An 18,022-nucleotide genomic window follows, 5' to 3' on the forward strand; every position below is an offset into this window, starting at 1 on the left:
GGCTGTTTTCCGTTTTGCCTTCCGTCACGCACGCACCGCAGGTGCAGGCATGAAAAAAGCCGCCCAGAGGAGCGGCTTTTTGTTGTGTCTTGGTGCCCAGGAGAGGACTCGAACCTCCACGGAGTTGCCCCCGCTAGCACCTGAAGCTAGTGCGTCTACCAATTCCGCCACCTGGGCACTTCAGGAAGAAAAGAAGTATAACCGAATTTGCCGCCACGGCTGCACACACTTGCCGATTTTCGTTCTGGTGCAAAAGCGGAACGGCTGGCCACATAAGGCATGCCAGCCTGTCTGTGCAAAAGCAAAAAAGCCACTCGGGAGAGTGACTTTCTTCGTTAAACTTGGTGCCCAGGAGAGGACTCGAACCTCCACGGAGTCTCCCCCGCTAGCACCTGAAGCTAGTGCGTCTACCAATTTCGCCACCTGGGCACTTCAGGAAAGCGCGAATTGTAATCCAAAAAACGGATCTGAATTGAAAAACTCAAACTTAATGCAAGAAGTCGTCGGTGTTGTGCAAGGACGACGAGAGGGGCATGGCTTTGTCGTCCCCGAGGAAGGTGGCGACGACATTTATCTTCCCGCCGAAGAGATGCGGCACCTGGTTCACCGAGACCGCGTGCGCGTGCGGGTCGTGCGGGTCGATCGCAAGGGGCGCCCCGAAGGGCGCGTGCTGGAAATCCTGGCGCGGCCGACCACGCACATCATCGGTCGGTTGCTGCAGGAAAGCGGCGTCTGGCTGGTGGCGCCCGAAGATCGTCGCTATGGCCAGGATGTGCTGGTGCCCGATGCGGCCACAGCCCACGCGCAGGCCGGGCAGGTGGTGGTGGCCGAACTGACAGAGGCGCCGTCGCTGCACGGCCAGCCGGTCGGTCGTATCACCGAGGTGCTTGGCGATACCGATGACGCCGGCATGGAAATCGAGATTGCGGTGCGCAAGTACGATGTGCCGCACACCTTCTCCGAGGCCTGTGAGAAGGCGGCGGCCAAACTGCCGTCGGCGGTGCGCCCTGGCGATCGCAAGGACCGCGTCGACCTGCGCGACATTCCGCTGGTGACCATCGATGGCGAGGATGCGCGCGACTTCGACGATGCGGTGTATTGCGAGCCGGCCAAGGTCGGGCGTGGCAAGGGCTGGCGCCTCTTGGTGGCCATCGCCGACGTGAGCCACTATGTGCAGTCGGGCAGCCCGATCGACAAGGATGCCTTCGAGCGCGCCACCAGCATCTACTTTCCGCGCCGCGTGATTCCGATGCTGCCGGAGAAGCTCTCCAACGGCCTGTGTTCGCTCAATCCCGGCGTCGACCGTCTCTGCATGGTCTGCGACATGCTGGTCACTGCCAAGGGGCAGGTGCATGCCTACCAGTTCTACCCGGCGGTGATGCACAGCCATGCGCGCATGACCTACACCCAGGTGGCCGACATCCTGGCCAACACACGTGGGCCGCTGGCGCAGCAGTACCAGAACCTGCTGCCGGAATTCCTCCACCTCAATGGCGTTTACCAGGCCTTGCTGGCCGCGCGCAAGACACGTGGCGCGGTCGATTTCGAGACTACCGAGACGCAGATCCTCTGCGACGACACGGGCCGCATCGCGCAGATCGTGCCGCGTGTGCGCACCGAGGCGCACCGCCTGATCGAGGAGGCCATGCTGGCCGCCAACGTCTGCAGCGCCGACTTCCTGCTTGCCAGCGGTCACCCGGCGCTGTACCGGGTGCATGAAGGGCCGACGCCCGAGCGCCAGAATGTGCTGCGCAACTACCTCAAGGCGCTGGGCATCGGACTGTCGATCGGCGACGACCCCAAGCCGCAGGACCTGCAGGTGATTGCCGAGGCCACCAAGGACCGGCCCGACGCGCAGCAGATCCACACCATGCTGCTGCGCTCCATGCAGCAGGCGATCTACTCGCCGCACAACAGCGGGCACTTTGGCCTCGCTTTCGAGGCCTACACCCATTTCACCAGCCCGATCCGCCGCTATCCCGACCTGCTGGTGCATCGCGTCATCAAGGCGGTGCTCGGTGGTGAGCGCTACCAGCTGCCGGGCATCCCGGCGGAGGGCGCGGTGACGGCACAGTTCCGTCAGAAGCTGGCTGCCAAGGTGGCGCCGCCGCAGCGTGTCGAGGCGGCCAAGCCGGCCGGCCGGCGGCGTGCGTCGGCCAAGGAGCAGGTGGCGGCCGGTGAGATCCTGGCCTGGGAGGCGGCCGGCCTGCACTGCAGCGCCAACGAGCGCCGTGCCGACGAGGCCAGCCGCGACGTCGAATCCTGGCTCAAGTGCCAATACATGCGCGAGCACCTGGGCGAAGTCTTTGCCGGCACGGTGACGGCGGTGACCACCTTTGGCCTTTTCGTCACGCTCGATGCCATGTATGTCGATGGGCTGGTGCACATCACCGAACTGGGCGGTGAATACTTCCGCTTCGATGAGGTGCGGCAGGAGCTGCGCGGCGAGCGCACCGGCACCCGCTATGCGATTGGCAGTCGCCTGCAGGTGCAGGTCAGCCGCGTCGACCTGGATGCGCGCAAGATCGACTTCGTGCCGGTGCGTGACGAATGGCAGGGTGCGGGTGCGGCACCGTCCGGTGGCCGCAGCGGCGGCCGCGCAACCAAGGGTGCGGCCAGTCCGGCCGGTGCCTCTGCCAGCGCGCGTTTCGGTAGCGATGCCGGCTGGATAGCGGGCGAGGCCGCAGAGGGCGGGCGCAAGGGCGCGCGCAAGGTCGCCAAGGCGGTCAAACAGAAAAGCGGTGCGCGCGCCGCGAGCAAAGGTGGCGAAGAGGGCGCCGGCGCCGCACGCAAGCGGCGCCGGCGCTGAAGCCCCGAGGTGGCACGGGGCAAGGCCGGGACTTGAGTCAGGGGGATCGCCCCCGCTTCATGGGGCTTGTCCCGTATGGCTGGGCGGTGCCTGCTATTGTGCTTGCGCGGGTATGGTAGAATCATCGGGTTTTGCCAGATTGCTTCGGGCGATTTCCACGCGTACTTGGCGCATGCGATGGAGGATGCCCCTGGCAGGGGCCGCAAAACAATAGCGGGCGGATTCATCCTGGGTGCCATGCAGTCTTTGCTGTCGAAGACGTGGTGACAGAGTCCGTCTCAGACCCAACCTTCGGAGTTTTTTCTATGTCGATCACCATGCGTGAAATGCTGGAAGCCGGTGTGCACTTTGGCCACCAAACGCGCTTCTGGAACCCCAAGATGGCCCCTTTTATCTTCGGCCATCGCAACAAGATTCACATCATCAACCTGGAAGCCTCTCTGCCCAAGCTGCAGGAAGCCCAGAAGTTCGTGCGCCAGCTGGCGGCCAATCGCGGCACCATCCTGTTCGTCGGCACCAAGCGCCAGTCGCGCGACGTGGTGGCTGAAGAGGCCCAGCGCGCCGGTATGCCTTTCGTTGACCAGCGCTGGCTGGGTGGCATGCTGACCAACTTCAAGACCGTCAAGACCTCCATCAAGCGCCTCAAGGACATGAAGGCCCAGCAGGAAGCTGGCCTGGAATCCATGAGCAAGAAGGAGCAGCTGATGTTCACGCGCGAGATCCAGAAGCTCGAGCGCGACATCGGCGGTATCCAGGACCTGACGGCCCTGCCCGATGCGATCTTCGTGATCGATGTCGGTTACCACAAGATCGCCGTCTCCGAAGCGCACAAGCTGGGTATTCCGCTGGTCGGCGTGGTCGATACCAACCACAACCCCGAAGGCATCGACTACGTGATCCCGGGTAACGACGATTCCGCCAAGGCAGTGGCCCTGTACGCCCGCGCGATTGCCGATGCTGTCATCGACGGGCGCAACAATGCTGTCGATGAAGTGGCCAAGCTGGCTGCTGCCGCCGCCGATGACGCCGACGAGTTTGTCGAAGTGCAGGAGTCCGCACAGTAAGCGCCTGCGACGCGCCGTGATGCGTTGTATCAGCGCGCAAGAATGGGGCTTCAGTATCGATGCCCCATTTTTTTATCCGCCGTCCCGTGCCAAGGCCCGAAGGCAAGCCCGGTTCACACCGAGGTGGCCGTGGCGACACTGGTGACAGAGTTCGTATTGATCTGTATGGATCTGATTTGATTTGAGACTGGAGAAAACAATGGCTGCAATTACCGCAAGCATGGTTGCCGAGCTGCGTGGCAAGACTGACGCGCCGATGATGGAGGCGAAGAAGGCCCTGGTCGAGGCAGAGGGCGACATGGCCAAGGCCGAGGAAATCCTGCGCATCAAGCTGGGCACCAAGGCTGGCAAGGCCGCCTCGCGCGTGACGGCTGAAGGCGTGGTGGCCGTATTCATCGACGGTGGCGTGGGCGCCATCGTCGAGGTCAACTGCGAAACCGACTTCGTCAGCAAGAACGACAGCTTCCTGCAGCTGGCCAACGCCGCTGCCGAACTGGTGGCCAAGAACGATCCGAAGGACATCGATGCGCTGGGCGCGCTGCCCTACAGCCAGGACGGCTTCGGTCCCACGCTGGAAGACGTGCGCAAGGGCTTGATCGGCAAGATCGGCGAGAACATGACGCTGCGCCGCTTCAAGCGCTTTGCCACCGACAGCAAGCTGGCCCACTACCTGCACGGTACCCGCATCGGCGTGGTGGTCGAGTTCGAAGGGGACGACACGGCCGCCAAGGATGTGGCGATGCACGTGGCCGCCATGAAGCCGGTGGCGCTGTCCGGCGCCGACGTGCCGGCCGAGCTGATCGAGAAGGAGCGTGCCGTGGCCGAAGGCAAGGCGGCCGAATCGGGCAAGCCTGCCGACATCGTCAAGAAGATGGTCGAGGGCTCGGTGGCCAAGTTCCTCAAGGAAGTCTCGCTGCTGGACCAGCCGTTCGTGAAGAACGACAAGCAAAGCGTGGCCCAGATGCTCAAGGAAAAGAGCACGGGTCTGAAGGGCTTCACCCTGTACGTGGTGGGCGAGGGCATCGAGAAGAAGACCGACGACTTCGCTGCCGAAGTGGCTGCGCAAATGGCCGCAGCCAAGGGCAACTAAGCCCCTGGGTGCCGGGAACGCAGGCAGCGGCAGGCGTTCCCGCACGCATGGCGGGTCGGCCACGGTTGTGGCTGACCGCCGCCAGCCCGGTATCGAAACATTGCCGGCCGGGCCCCATGCCGCTGCTGATTCGTTTCTTTCTCTCTCTACCCGCACATCGCCACCTGCAGAGGCATTCCCATGACCGCTCCCCAGCAACAACCGGCTTACCGTCGCATCCTGCTCAAGCTCTCCGGGGAGGCGCTGATGGGCGATGATGCGTTCGGCATCAACCGCGAGACCATCGAGCGCATGGTCGACGAGATCATCTCCGTCGTGAACATGGGTGTGGAGCTGGCCATCGTCATCGGTGGCGGCAACATCTTCCGTGGCATGGCCGGCGGCGCCGCCGGCATGGATCGCGCCACCGCCGATTACATGGGCATGCTGGCCACCGTGATGAATTCGCTGGCGCTGGCCGATGCGATCGGCCGCAAGAACGTGCCAGCGCGTGTCATGTCGGCGATCTCGATCGACCAGGTCGTCGAGCCCTATGTGCGGCCCAAGGCGCTGCAGTACCTGGAGGAGGGCAAAGTCGTGGTGTTCGCAGCCGGCACCGGCAACCCGTTCTTCACCACCGATACGGCCGCTGCGCTGCGTGGCGCCGAGATCGGCGCGCAGCTGGTGCTCAAGGCCACCAAGGTCGACGGTGTGTACTCGGCCGATCCGATGAAGGACCCAAACGCCACGCGCTACAGCCGCATCAGCTTCGATGAGGCCATGGTGCAGAATCTGGGCATCATGGATGCCACCGCGTTTGCGCTGTGCCGCGACCAGAAGCTGCCGATCAAGGTTTTCTCCATCGTTAAGCCCGGCGCGCTGCAGCGCGTCATCCTGGGCGAGGACGAGGGCACACTCGTCCACGCCTGAGGCCGCTGCGCCACCCTGCAACTGTCACCAGGAGATTGATTCATGTCCATTGCTGATATCCGCAAGAACACCCAGGCAAAGATGGAGCAGTCCATCGCCTCCTTCAAGAACCATCTCACCAAGATCCGTACCGGACGGGCCAACCCCGGCCTGCTCGACACGGTGCATGTCGAATACTATGGCCAGCACCTGCCCATCAGCCAGGTGGCCAATGTCACGCTGATCGATGCACGCACCATCAGCGTGCAACCGTGGGAGCGCGACATGGGCGCCAAGATCGAGAAGGCCATCCGCGAGAGCGATCTGGGCCTGAACCCGGCGAGCATGGGCGACTTGATCCGCGTGCCGATGCCGCCGATGAGCGAGGAGCGCCGCCGCGAGATGACCAAGCTGGTGCGCACCGAGGGCGAGAACGCCAAGATCGCGGTGCGCAACCTGCGTCGCGATGCCAATGATGCCGTCAAGAAGCTCGTCAAGGACAAGGAAGCCTCCGAGGATGACCAGAAGCGCTCGGAGGCCGATATCCAGAAGCTCACCGACAAGTTCATTGCCGAGATCGATGCGCTGGTGCTGTCCAAGGAACAGGATGTCATGGCCGTGTAAGCCAGGCGCTGCGGTGCGCCTGCCACGCCGTGGCAGTCCACGGTAGTTCACATGCGCATGAAGACCTCCTTGCCCGCAACGTTGCCCAGTCATGTGGCCATCGTCATGGACGGCAATGGCCGCTGGGCGCAAAAGCGTCTGCTGCCGCGCCTGGCCGGGCACAGGAAAGGCGTGGAGGCGCTGCGCCGCTGCGTGAGCCATTGCGCCGAACGAGGCGTGCAGATCCTGACGGTGTTCGCCTTCTCCTCCGAAAACTGGAGCCGGCCCCCCGAGGAAGTGAGTGGCCTGATGGGTCTGATGGCCAGCGTCCTGGGCAAGGAAGCCGCCAACTTGCAGCGCAATGGTGTGCGTCTGCACTGCGTGGGCGATACCAGTCGGCTCGATGCCGATATCCGCGAGCGCCTCGCGCAGGCCGAGCGCCAGACCGCCGCCAATGACCGGTTGGTCCTCAATATCTGTTTCAACTATGGGGGGCGCTGGGACATCGCCCAGGCAGCCGAGCGTCTGCGCCTGCAAGGCGAGACGATCACCGAGGCGAGCCTTGGCCAGGCCATGGCGCTGGCGCATGGCCCTGATCCCGACCTGCTGATCCGCACCGGTGGAGAATTGCGCATCAGCAATTTCCTGCTGTGGCAGGCAGCTTATGCGGAGCTGTATTTCAGCGACGTACTGTGGCCGGATTTCGATGCTGCCGATCTGGATGCTGCGCTGGACGACTATGCGCGGCGCCAGCGCCGTTTCGGCAAGACCGGCGAGCAGGTGCGTCCCGGTCCGGCCCGCCAGGAAGAAACCCATCCACCGAAGGAGAAGAACGGATGCTGAAACAACGGGTGATCACCGCGCTGGTGCTGCTGGGTGTCATCCTGGCGTGCCTGTTCGCACCATGGGACTGGCCGTTCGTACTGCTGGTGACGGTGGTGCTCAGTGTCGCTGCCTGGGAGTGGTCGCGCCTCAACGGCCTCGATGGCGCGCCCTCACTGGCCGTGGGGGTGGTATTCGGGCTGGCATGCACAGTGGCCTCGCTCAACGGCGTGCAGGAAGTCACCAAGCCCAGCCTGTTCTGGCTGTTGTTCTCGATGGGGTGGCTGGCCGGCGCCGTGCTGGTGCTGCGTGGCGGCACGGCGGGCTGGACGACGCTGCCGCGGGCTCTGCGGCTGGTGATGGGGCTCATTGTGTTCGGTGCGGTCTGGGTGGCCGTGTTGCGGGCTTTCGAACTGGGCATCAACTACCTGCTGTCGCTGATGGCGCTGGTGTGGATGGCCGATATCGGTGCCTACTTTGCCGGCCGAACCTTCGGCCAGAAGCTGGTGCACCGCAAGCTCGCGCCCACCGTCAGCCCTGGCAAGAGTTGGGAGGGCGTGTTCGGCGGCATCATCGGCGTGCTGCTGCTGGCCGCGCTGTGGCTGTGGCTGGACCGCTCGCTGGCCCAGGAATGGGGCCGCAGCTTCTATGGCGTGGTGCGCCAGCAGGGCCTGACCATGCTCACGGTGGTGTGCGTCGCACTGGTGGGCATGAGTGTGCTGGGCGATCTGCTGGAGTCGCTGGTCAAGCGCGCCGCCGGCGTCAAGGACAGCAGCGCCGTGCTGCCCGGCCATGGTGGCGTTCTCGACCGCATCGACGGCCTGATTCCCGTGATGCCCATGGGCATGCTGGTGCTGGCGCTGGTGGCGAGGGCGGCATGAACCCCGCATGTCTCACGCATCCGAGCGGTCCGCAACACCGGCAGCGTATCGCCATCCTGGGCTCGACCGGCTCGATCGGCACCAGTACGCTGGATGTGCTGGCTCGGCATCCCGAGCGCTTCGAGGTGTTCGCGCTGGCTGCGGGGCGCAATGTCGATCGCCTGTTGGCGCAGTGCCTGCAGTTCCGGCCACGCTATGCCGCCGTGCTGGAGCCTGATGCCGCGCAGGCCCTGCAGCGGCAATTGCGCGAGGAAGGGCTGGCGACCGAGGTGCTGGCTGGTGCGCCGGCCATGGTTCAACTGGCAGCGCACACCGAAGTCGATGCCGTGATGGCCGCCATCGTCGGCGTGGCCGGGCTTCCGCCCGCGCTTGCGGCGGCACGGGCGGGCAAGCGCCTGCTGCTGGCCAACAAGGAGGCGCTGGTGGTGGGTGGGCACTACTTCATGCAGCAGGTGCGCGAAGGCGGCGCGCTGCTGCTGCCGATCGACAGCGAGCATTCGGCGGTGTTCCAGTCGCTGCCGGAGGATCCGGCGAGCTGGCCGAGGCGTGTCGAGAAGCTCATCCTCACAGCCTCGGGTGGTCCCTTCCGCCTGCGCGATCCGGCCAGTCTGGCGGAAGTCACCCCCGAGCAGGCCTGCGCCCATCCGAACTGGAGCATGGGGCGCAAGATCTCGGTGGACTCGGCCACCATGATGAACAAGGCGCTGGAGGTCATCGAGGCGCGCTACCTGTTCGACATGGCGCCCGAGTACATCGAGGTGGTCATCCACCCGCAAAGCACCATCCATTCGATGGTGCAGTTCCGCGATGGCTCGGTGGTGGCCCAACTGGGCTCGCCCGATATGCGCGTGCCGATTGCCTATGGCCTCTCCTGGCCCGAGCGCATCGAATCAGGGGCAGCGCGGCTGGATTTCCGCACGCTCGCAGCCATGACGTTCGAATCCTTCGAGGATCCGCTGCACCAGCGGCGCTTCCCGTGCATGGCCCTCGCCTGGCAGGCCCTGCGCGGCCCGGCTGGCAGCACCGCCATACTCAATGCAGCCAACGAGGTCGCGGTGGAGTTGTTCCTGCAGCGGCGCCTGCGCTTCGACCAGATCCATGCCGTCAATGCCGAGACATTGCAGCGCATTGAGCCCCAGGACACCGACTCCCTGGAAGGCCTGCTGGCGCTGGATGCACAGGCCCGACAGCAGGCTCTGGCCCTGGCTCGGACATTGGCATTTTGATGCCGCCGAACCGCCTGTGATCGGAGTGCGTCCGTGCTGACCCTGCTGGCCTTCATCCTCACCATCGGCATCCTCGTGACGGTGCATGAGTGGGGGCACTACCGCATGGCCGTGGCCTGCGGCGTCAAGGTGCTGCGTTTTTCCGTCGGCTTTGGCAAGCCGTTATGGCGCTGGCGCCGGCCTGGCGGCGAGACCGAGTTCGTGCTGGCCGCGCTGCCGCTGGGCGGCTATGTGCGCATGGCCGATGAGCGCGAGGAGGCGGTGGCGCCGGAAGACCGGCCCCGCGCTTTCAACAATCAGTCGCTGTCCAAGCGCGCCGCCATCGTACTGGCCGGACCCATGGCCAATCTGGTGCTGGCGGTGCTGTGCTTTGCCGCCGTCAGTTGGTGGGGCACCGAGGAGCCGCAGGCGATCGTTGCCACGCCGCCGGCAGCTTCATTGGCCGAAGCGGTCCAACTGCAGCCCGGCGACCGCATCGTGGCGGCGCGGCGCAGCGGCGCAGCGGATTTCGCGCCCCTGGCGTCCTTCGAGGATTTGCGCTGGTTCATCAGCCGTGCGGCCCTGCGTCACCAGGATGTCGAACTGCAGGTCGAGCCGGCTGCGGCAGATCAGACCCCACGCACCGTTGCGCTGCCGCTCGCGGCCTTGCATGTGCAGGACCTCGATGCCGAAGCGATGCAGCGCATCGGCATCGTGGCGCCACTGGCGCCTGCCATGATTGGCGAGGTGCTGCCCGACGGGGCGGCCGCGGCCGCCGGCCTGCGCACCGGTGACGTGGTGCAAAGCATCGATGGTGAGCCGGTCCCCGATGCAGAGGGCCTGTTGCTGCGCATCCGTTCTGCAGGCCAGGAGGGGGCGCTCCCGCAGATCTGGCAGATTGTGCGTGACGGGCAAAGTCTGCAACTGCCGGTAAGTCCGCGCATGGTTGTGCGTGATGGCCAGCAGCGTGCCGAGATTGGTGCGCGCATCGGCGGCAGTGGCCGGTACGCCACCGTATTGGTGCGGCGTGGCCCGATTGAGGGACTGCTGCGGGGTGCCGAGCGCACCTGGGATATGGCACTGCTGACGGTAACCATGCTCGGGCGCATGCTGGTGGGCGAGGCTTCGTTGCAAAACCTCAGTGGCCCCTTGACGATCGCCCACTATGCAGGCCAGTCGGCAAGCCTGGGCGCGGTGCAGTTTCTGGAATTCCTGGCGGTGGTCAGCCTGAGCCTGGGAGTGCTGAATTTATTGCCACTGCCGGTGCTCGATGGTGGCCACCTGATGTATTATCTTTGGGAGGCAGTGTCGGGAAGGCCGGTCTCCGATGTCTGGATGGAGCGTCTGCAGCGTCTGGGCATCGCGGCCCTTCTGATGCTGATGGCATTGGCGCTGTTCAATGATGTCGCCCGCCTGTCCGACCGTTTCTGAGAGCCAGTTCACGCACTCGCCGCAATGCCCATGGTCAGTGCCTGAACTGGTTTTAATTGCACAATCACAAGCGCACGGGGCTCATGGGCCGGTGCGGTGAGTCTGGTTCATGAATCACAATTTCCGACGTTTCTGGGTTCGCACGCTGACTGCAGTGGCTCCGCTGGCGCTGAGCCTGCACGCGTGGGCGCTCGAGCCTTTCACGGTGCGCGACATCCGGGTCGAGGGCCTGCAGCGCGTCGAGGCCGGCACCGTGTTTGCCTCGTTGCCCATTCGTGTGGGTGATCTTTACACTGACGACAAGGGCTCCGACTCGATCCGCTCGCTGTTTGCGCTGGGCCTTTTCAATGATGTACGCATCGAGGCTGACGGCAACGTCATGGTGGTGGTGGTGCAGGAGCGTCCCGTCATCGCCAATGTCGAGTTTGCCGGCGCGCGTGAATTCGACCGCGATGCATTGCTCACGGCGATGCGCGACATCGGCCTGGCCGAGGGGCGTCCGTATGACAAGGCGCTGGCCGACCGGGCCGAGCAGGAACTGGTGCGCCAGTACCTCTCCCGCAGCTACTACGGTGCGCAGGTCGTCACCACCATCACGCCGACCGAGCGCAATCGCGTCAACCTCACCTTCACGGTCACCGAAGGCAGCGTGGCCAAGATCGGTGAAATCCGCTTTACCGGCAACAAGGAGTTCTCCGAGTCGACGTTGCGCGGGTTGATGGACCAGGACACCGGTGGCTGGCTCAGCTGGTATACCAAGTCGGATCGCTATTCTCGCGCCAAGCTCAACGCCGATCTGGAGGCGGTGCGGTCCTATTATCTGCAGCGTGGCTTCATCGACTTTCGCATTGATTCGACTCAGGTGGCGATTTCGCCCGACAAGCAGAGCATCTCGATCACTGTCAACGTGCACGAAGGCGATCGCTTCGCCGTCTCCGCCGTGCGCCTCGACGGCAATTACCTCGATCGCGACGACGAGTTCAAGGCGCTGGTGCGAATCAAGCCAGGCGAGCCATACAACGAGAACCAGGTGACCGAGACCACGCAGGCCTTCTCGGAGCATTTCGGCAATTACGGCTATGCGTTTGCACGCGTCGAGGCCGTGCCTGATATCGACCGCGCCAACCATACCGTGGCGGTGGTGTTGCGCGCCGTGCCACAGCGCCGTGTGTATGTGCGCCGCATCGCCGTGACCGGCAACACCAAGACGCGCGACGAGGTGATTCGCCGCGAGTTCCGGCAGTTCGAAGCGTCCTGGTATGACGGCGAGAAGATCCGCCTCTCGCGCGACCGCGTCGACCGGCTGGGCTATTTCACCGAGGTCGACATCGAGACCCAGGACGTGCCCGGCGCGCCGGACCAGGTGGACCTGCAGGTGGCCGTGGTCGAGAAGCCCACGGGTTCGCTGCAGTTGGGTGCCGGTTTCTCCAGTGCCGAGAAGCTCAGCTTCTCGTTCGGCCTGCAGCAGGAGAACTTCATGGGCACCGGCCATTACATGGGGATCGACCTCAATACCAGCAAGTACCGTCGCACGCTGGTGTTCAATACCACCGATCCGTACTTCACGCAGTCGGGCGTCTCGCGCGCGGTCGACCTGTACTACCGGACCGACAAGCCCTACGAAGACATGGGCGGCAACTACTCGCTGGTGACCATGGGGGGGGCGCTGCGCTTCGGGGTGCCCTTCAGCGAGACCGACACCGTCTACTTCGGCCTGGGGGCGGAACGCAACCGCATCAAGCCGGGCACCAACATCCCGGCCGCCTACCTTTACTATGCCGACAGGTTCGGCTACACCAGCAATTCGTTCCCGTTCACGATCGGCTGGTCGCGCGACAGCCGCGACAGCGCACTGGCACCCAATGAGGGTCGCTACCAGCGTTTCAGTTCCGAATGGTCGTTTGCCGGTGATACGCGTTACCTGAAGACCAATTACCAGTACCAGCAATATGTGCCGCTGGGCAAGAAGTACACGCTGGCTTTCAATGGCGAACTCGGTTGGGGCAAGGGCTTCGATGATCGTCCTTACCCGGTGTTCAAGAATTTCTACTCCGGTGGCCTGGGTTCGGTGCGCGGCTTCGACCAGGGCACACTCGGCCCGCGGGACTTGACCGGCGCTTCGCTGGGCGGATCGAAGAAGGTCACGCTCAATGCCGAATTCATGACGCCTTTCCCGGGTGCGGGCAATGACCGCACGCTGCGCCTGTTTGCCTTCGTTGATGCCGGTAACGTGTTCGGTGAGGACGAGAAGGTCCGCTTCTCCGAATTCCGGGCATCGACCGGCCTGGGTCTGAGCTGGATTTCGCCGCTTGGCCCGTTGCGCCTGGCTTATGCGCATCCGGTCCGCAAGAAGGCCGGAGATAGAATCGAGGAAATTCAGTTCCAGATCGGAACATCGTTCTAAGTTCGAAGGTATATGAAAGCACGTTCACTCAAAATCACCTCGGCAGCCATTCTGCTCTCCGCAGCCGCATGGCTGCCGGTGCAGGCCCAGTCGTTCAAGGCCGGCTTCGTCAACACCGACCGCATCCTGCGCGACAGCAACATGGCCAAGAGCGCGCAGACGCGCCTGGAGCAGGAATTCTCGCGCCGCGAGAAGGAAATCATCGACATGGGCAACAGTCTGCAGTCGGCATCCGATCGCTTCGACCGCGAGTCGCCGACGCTCTCCGAGAGCCAGCGCACCCAGCGTCAGCGTCAGCTGATGGAGCAGGATCGTGAATTCCAGCGCAAGCGCCGCGAGTTCCAGGAAGACCTCGGCTCGCGCAAGACCGAGGAGCTGGCGCAGGTTCTCGAGCGCGCCAACGCCGTGGTACAGCAGGTGGCCGAGCGGGAAAAGTACGACGTCATCCTGCAGGAGGCGGTCTACGTCAATCCGGCTTATGACATCACCGACAAGGTGATCAGCGCCCTCAACGCCAGCAGCCGTTGAGGCGCTGGTGTCCATGCAGGCAAAGCTTGAAGCGCTCACGCCAGAGACAGAACACCGATATTGCGGGAACAAGGCGTGTCGCTGACCCTGGGAACCCTTTGCGCTTCGCTGGGCGGTGAGCTGCACGGCGATGCTTCCAAAGTGGTGCAAGGCATTGCGCCGCTCGATAGCGCAGGCCCGGGCGACATTGCTTTTCTGAGCAATCCTCGCTATATCGCACAGTTGCATGAAAGCCGGGCCGCTTGCGTGATCGTTGCGCCGGCGCAGGCCGAGCAGGCACAGCGCCGCGGCGCCTGCATCGTCACCCCGAACCCCTATCTCTACTATGCGCGCCTCTCGCAGTGGTGGCGCCAGCAGCATCCTGCGCCATGGGCTCCTGGCATTCACCCGAGTGCGGTGGTACATCCCGATGCCCATGTGGATGCCACGGCCAGCATCGGGCCACTGTCGGTGATCGAGGCAGGTGCGGTGATCGGGGCGCATACGCGCATCGCCTCGCGCGTGACGGTCGGCTATGACTGCGTGATCGGAGCGCATTGCATCGTTCACTCCGGAGTGGTGATCGGGGCCGACGGCTTCGGCTTTGCGCCCGATGGCGCCGCCTGGGTCAAGATCGAGCAGCTGGGCGCGGTGCGCATCGGCGATGAGGTCGAGATCGGCGCCAACACCTGCATCGACCGCGGCGCGCTGGGTGATACGGTGATTGCCAATGGCGTCAAGCTCGACAACCTGATCCAGATCGCGCACAACGTCCACGTTGGCGAGAACACCGCAATGGCTGCTTGTGTGGGCATTGCCGGCAGCGCCCACATCGGCGCCGGTTGCACGCTCGCCGGCGGCGCCGCAGTGCTGGGCCATCTGCAGATTGCCGATGGCGTGCACGTCTCGGCACGCACGGTGGTGACCCGCTCGCTGCACCAGCCGGGTCAATACAGTGGCCTGTATCCGTTTGAGCCCCATGCCCAATGGGAGCAGAATGCCGCTTCGCTGCGGCAGTTGCGCAGCATGCGCGACCGCCTCAAGATCCTCGAAAAGGAGATGGCAGCACTACAGGAGAGACTGCCATAATCATGACAATGAACATCCATAAAATCCAAAAACTGCTGCCGCACCGTTATCCGTTCCTGCTGGTTGATCGCGTCACGGAGCTGAAGGTGGGCGAAAGCATCCGGGCCTACAAGAATGTCAGCATCAACGAACCCTTCTTCAACGGTCATTTTCCGGGCAAGCCGGTGATGCCGGGGGTGCTGGTGCTGGAGGCGCTGGCACAGGCTGCGGGTCTGCTGTCGTTCGAGACCATGGGTGAGGCGCCCGGCGACGACAAGGTGTTCTATTTCGTCGGCATCGACAACGCGCGGTTCAAGAAACCGGTGGTGCCGGGCGATCAGCTGGTACTGGAGGTTGGCATCGACCGGGTGCGCGCTGGCATCTACAAATTCAAGGCGGTCGCGAAGGTCGAGGGGCAGGTGGTCTGCGAGGCCGACCTGATGTGCACCATGCGCGAGTTCGACCAGAACTGAGTCCATGGCGTCCATGAGCCACGACAGTCCGGTGCCGGCGCAGGCCGCGATTCATCCCACTGCCATCATTCATGCGGGCGCCCAACTGCATGAGAGCGTCACGGTCGGTCCATACGCAGTGATCGGCCCGCAGGTGCGCATTGGCGCGGGCAGCAGCATCGGTGCGCACTGCATCATTGAGGGACGCACCACCATCGGTGCGGACAACACCTTCCATTCGCATGCCGCCGTCGGTGGCGCGCCGCAGGACAAGAAGTATGCGGGGGAGCCGACCGAACTGCACATTGGCGACGGCAACACCGTGCGGGAGTTCTGCACCATCAATGTTGGCACCGAGCAGGGCGGCGGCGTGACCCGCATGGGCGATGACAACTGGATCATGGCGTATGTGCACATTGCACACGACTGCCAGGTCGGCAGCCACACCATCATGGCCAACAGCGTGGCGCTGGCCGGTCATGTGCAGGTGGGGGATTGGGCCATCATCGGCGGGCTGACCGGTGTGCACCAGTTCACCCGCGTTGGCGCGCACGCCATGATCGGTTTTTCCAGCCACGTTTCGCAGGATGTCGTGCCTTTCGTGCTGGCGGGCGGGAACCCGTTCGCGGTGCGAGGCCTGAACATCGAAGGTTTGCGCCGGCGCGGCTTCAGCGGCAACCAGCTGTCCGTGCTGAAGACGGCGTACCGCATCGTGTTCCGCGAGGGCAATACGGTCCAGGAGGCCTGCGACAAATTGCAAGATCTGCAGAGCCGTGTCGTGCAGGGCGATGGCTGGGAGGACGTGCTGGCGGTGCTGGCCTTCCTGCAGCATGCCGAGCGCGGTATTGCCCGGTGACACGGTGGTGAGCGCATGAGCGCGCCGGCCACCGCGCACGCGGACCCCGATCTGGCCATGGTCGCTGGCGAGGCGTCCGGCGATCTGCTTGCTGCCTTGCTGCTGCAGGGGGCCAGGTCGCGCTGGCCCGGCCTGCGCGCGCACGGCATTGGTGGTTTGTCGATGCAGGAACAGGGCTTCGCGGCGCAGTGGCCGGCCGATCGGCTGGCGGTGCACGGTTACAGCCTGGAGGTCTTGCGGCGTGTGGCTGGTTTGCTGCGCATACGTCGCCAGTTGGGCAACCAGTTGCTGGACCAGCGTCCTGATGTGTTCATTGGCGTTGATGCGCCCGATTTCAATCTCGGACTGGAAAGGCGCCTGCGCACCGGTGGCATTCCGACCGTGCATTTTGTCTGTCCGTCGATCTGGGCCTGGCGACCCGAGCGCGTCGAGACCATCCGTGCTGCGGCCGACCATGTGCTGTGCCTGTTCCCGTTCGAGCCGGCGCTGCTGGCAAGCCATGGCATTGCTGCCAGCTTCGTAGGGCATCCGCTGGCCACACGCATTCCGTTGCATACGGATGCGCTGATCGCGCGGGCGTCCTTGCAGCTCGAACCTGACGCGCCGGTGCTGGCCCTGCTGCCGGGCAGTCGCGGCAAGGAGATCGATTACCTGTTGCCGCGCTTCTTGCAGGCGGTGCAGCTGCTGCAGCAGCAAATGCCCGAGTTGCAGTGCATCCTGCCGGCCGTTCCCTCGCAGGTGTTGCGGGTCGAGGCCATGCTGCAGGAGCAACACATGCAGGGGCGCGTGCGGCTGCTGCAAGGGCATTCGCATCTGGCACTGCAGGCTTGCGATGTCACGCTGATCGCCAGTGGCACCGCCACGCTGGAGGCTGCACTGTTCAAGAAACCCATGGTCATCAGCTACGCCATGCACCCGTGGAGCTACCGCTTGATGCGCCGCAAGCAGTTGCAGCCCTGGGTGGGCCTGCCCAACATCCTGCTGCGCGAAGCGGTCGTGCCCGAACTGCTGCAGGATGCCGCCACGCCTGCTGCGCTGGCTGGCGCCGTGCTGCATTGGTTGCGTGCCAGCGCGGTGCGCTCGCCCGAGTGGCAGCAGTTGATGGCCCGGTTTACCAGCCTGCATGAGTCGTTGCAGGCCGACACCTCGACATTGGCTGCCAATGCCATCGAATCCGTACTGCTACGTTGAGCGCCAGATGGAGTTGCCCTGGCACGATGCACCGCCGACTTTGCTCGCTGGCGTGGATGAGGCTGGCCGTGGTCCGCTGGCCGGTCCGGTGGTGGCTGCTGCGGTCATCCTCGACGAACTGCAGCCGATCGAGGGGCTGGATGACTCCAAGCGCTTGAGTGCGCGCCGCCGAGCGCAGCTCAATGACGAGATCCGGGCCAAGGCGCTGGCCTTTTGCGTTGCCGAAGCCAGTGTCCAGGAAATCGACCGTATCAACATCCTGCAGGCGACCATGTTGGCCATGCAACGGGCGGTGGCAGGTCTTCGCATTGCCCCCAGGCTGGTGTGCGTGGATGGCAATCGTGTTCCGCCACTGGCGGTACCTGCCATTGCCATTGTGGGAGGGGACGCCAGGGTGGCGGCCATCTCGGCGGCCTCGATTCTCGCCAAGGTGCACCGAGATGCCTGGTGCGAACGCCTTGCATTGGACTACCCCCAGTACGGTTTTGCCCAGCACAAGGGCTATGGCACGGCAGCGCACTTGGCCGCGTTGCGCCAGCATGGTGCCTGCGAACAGCACCGCCAGAGTTTTGCTCCGGTGGCTGCCGTGCGTGCACCCTCTGCCGATTCCATCCCTGTTCGCCAAGGCCAGGATACTTTTGATTCACATTCTCCCCTGATAAGGAATCCGTATTTTCCCTAATGCGTCTTGACCTCTGTTACAGGTTGTGCTGAAAATTGTTCCCGGAGCCGGTCGTCGGCGCGGCATGCG

General features: G+C 64.2%; 15 protein-coding genes, 2 tRNA genes and 1 pseudogene. 16 read left to right on the forward strand and 2 right to left on the reverse strand.

The window, feature by feature from the left end; translation table 11 throughout:
* Positions 1-90 precede the first annotated feature (90 nt).
* Both EV687_RS16410 and EV687_RS16415 read right to left on the reverse strand, forming a co-directional pair.
* A tRNA-Leu gene (locus EV687_RS16410) sits at positions 91-177 on the reverse strand.
* 165 nt (positions 178-342) lie between these two features.
* Positions 343-429: transfer RNA gene (locus EV687_RS16415), tRNA-Leu, on the reverse strand.
* A gap of 16 nt (positions 430-445) precedes the next feature.
* Here EV687_RS16415 and rnr point away from each other — a divergent pair.
* From rnr to rnhB, 16 genes and pseudogenes are all read left to right on the forward strand, one after another.
* Positions 446-2,809 (forward strand): annotated as a pseudogene (gene rnr, locus EV687_RS16420) (ribonuclease R); the annotation flags it as partial.
* A 305-nt stretch (positions 2,810-3,114) separates the two neighbouring features.
* A complete protein-coding gene (gene rpsB, locus EV687_RS16425; RefSeq protein WP_122229062.1) occupies positions 3,115-3,873 on the forward strand; it encodes a 30S ribosomal protein S2 in 759 nt (252 codons plus the stop codon).
* Between the two features lie 199 nt (positions 3,874-4,072).
* On the forward strand, positions 4,073-4,963 hold the full coding sequence (gene tsf, locus EV687_RS16430) for a translation elongation factor Ts (RefSeq protein WP_122229060.1): 891 nt from the start codon (positions 4,073-4,075) through the stop codon (positions 4,961-4,963).
* A 180-nt stretch (positions 4,964-5,143) separates the two neighbouring features.
* Complete coding sequence (gene pyrH / locus EV687_RS16435) at positions 5,144-5,872, forward strand: UMP kinase (protein ID WP_122229058.1); 729 nt, start codon at positions 5,144-5,146, stop codon at positions 5,870-5,872.
* 42 nt (positions 5,873-5,914) lie between these two features.
* On the forward strand, positions 5,915-6,475 hold the full coding sequence (gene frr, locus EV687_RS16440) for a ribosome recycling factor (RefSeq protein ID WP_122229056.1): 561 nt from the start codon (positions 5,915-5,917) through the stop codon (positions 6,473-6,475).
* Between the two features lie 57 nt (positions 6,476-6,532).
* On the forward strand, positions 6,533-7,297 hold the full coding sequence (gene uppS, locus EV687_RS16445) for a polyprenyl diphosphate synthase (RefSeq protein WP_122229819.1): 765 nt from the start codon (positions 6,533-6,535) through the stop codon (positions 7,295-7,297).
* Entirely contained in the window at positions 7,291-8,157 is an 867-nt protein-coding gene (locus EV687_RS16450; RefSeq protein ID WP_122229054.1) for a phosphatidate cytidylyltransferase, read from the forward strand. Before uppS ends, EV687_RS16450 begins: the two co-directional genes overlap by 7 nt.
* Positions 8,154-9,383, forward strand: coding sequence for a 1-deoxy-D-xylulose-5-phosphate reductoisomerase (ispC, locus tag EV687_RS16455; RefSeq protein WP_122229052.1), 1,230 nt, complete (start codon positions 8,154-8,156; stop codon positions 9,381-9,383). The genes EV687_RS16450 and ispC overlap by 4 nt, the downstream gene beginning before the upstream one ends.
* A 33-nt stretch (positions 9,384-9,416) precedes the next feature.
* On the forward strand, positions 9,417-10,793 hold the full coding sequence (gene rseP / locus EV687_RS16460; RefSeq protein ID WP_122229050.1) for an RIP metalloprotease RseP: 1,377 nt from the start codon (positions 9,417-9,419) through the stop codon (positions 10,791-10,793).
* 109 nt (positions 10,794-10,902) lie between these two features.
* Entirely contained in the window at positions 10,903-13,197 is a 2,295-nt protein-coding gene (bamA, locus tag EV687_RS16465) for an outer membrane protein assembly factor BamA (protein WP_122229048.1), read from the forward strand.
* 12 nt (positions 13,198-13,209) lie between these two features.
* Positions 13,210-13,725, forward strand: a complete 516-nt coding sequence (locus EV687_RS16470) for an OmpH/Skp family outer membrane protein (protein ID WP_122229046.1) — start codon at positions 13,210-13,212, stop codon at positions 13,723-13,725.
* Positions 13,726-13,800: 75 nt separating this feature from the next.
* Positions 13,801-14,793 carry a UDP-3-O-(3-hydroxymyristoyl)glucosamine N-acyltransferase gene (lpxD, locus tag EV687_RS16475; protein ID WP_122229817.1) on the forward strand — a complete coding sequence of 331 codons (993 nt, stop codon included), beginning with the start codon at positions 13,801-13,803 and terminating at the stop codon, positions 14,791-14,793.
* An 8-nt stretch (positions 14,794-14,801) separates the two neighbouring features.
* Positions 14,802-15,245 carry a 3-hydroxyacyl-ACP dehydratase FabZ gene (gene fabZ / locus EV687_RS16480; protein ID WP_122229044.1) on the forward strand — a complete coding sequence of 148 codons (444 nt, stop codon included), beginning with the start codon at positions 14,802-14,804 and terminating at the stop codon, positions 15,243-15,245.
* Positions 15,246-15,258: 13 nt separating this feature from the next.
* Positions 15,259-16,080 carry an acyl-ACP--UDP-N-acetylglucosamine O-acyltransferase gene (gene lpxA / locus EV687_RS16485; protein ID WP_122229042.1) on the forward strand — a complete coding sequence of 274 codons (822 nt, stop codon included), beginning with the start codon at positions 15,259-15,261 and terminating at the stop codon, positions 16,078-16,080.
* 15 nt (positions 16,081-16,095) lie between these two features.
* A complete protein-coding gene (gene lpxB, locus EV687_RS16490; protein WP_242612686.1) occupies positions 16,096-17,271 on the forward strand; it encodes a lipid-A-disaccharide synthase in 1,176 nt (391 codons plus the stop codon).
* Positions 17,243-17,953 (forward strand): ribonuclease HII, encoded by a 711-nt coding sequence (gene rnhB, locus EV687_RS16495; RefSeq protein ID WP_122229040.1) that lies wholly within the window; start codon positions 17,243-17,245, stop codon positions 17,951-17,953. Before lpxB ends, rnhB begins: the two co-directional genes overlap by 29 nt.
* Positions 17,954-18,022: the final 69 nt, after the last annotated feature.

Origin of the sequence: Corticibacter populi (assembly GCF_004217315.1) — a bacterium.
Taxonomy (GTDB): Bacteria; Pseudomonadota; Gammaproteobacteria; order Burkholderiales; family Burkholderiaceae_C; genus Lampropedia; species Lampropedia populi.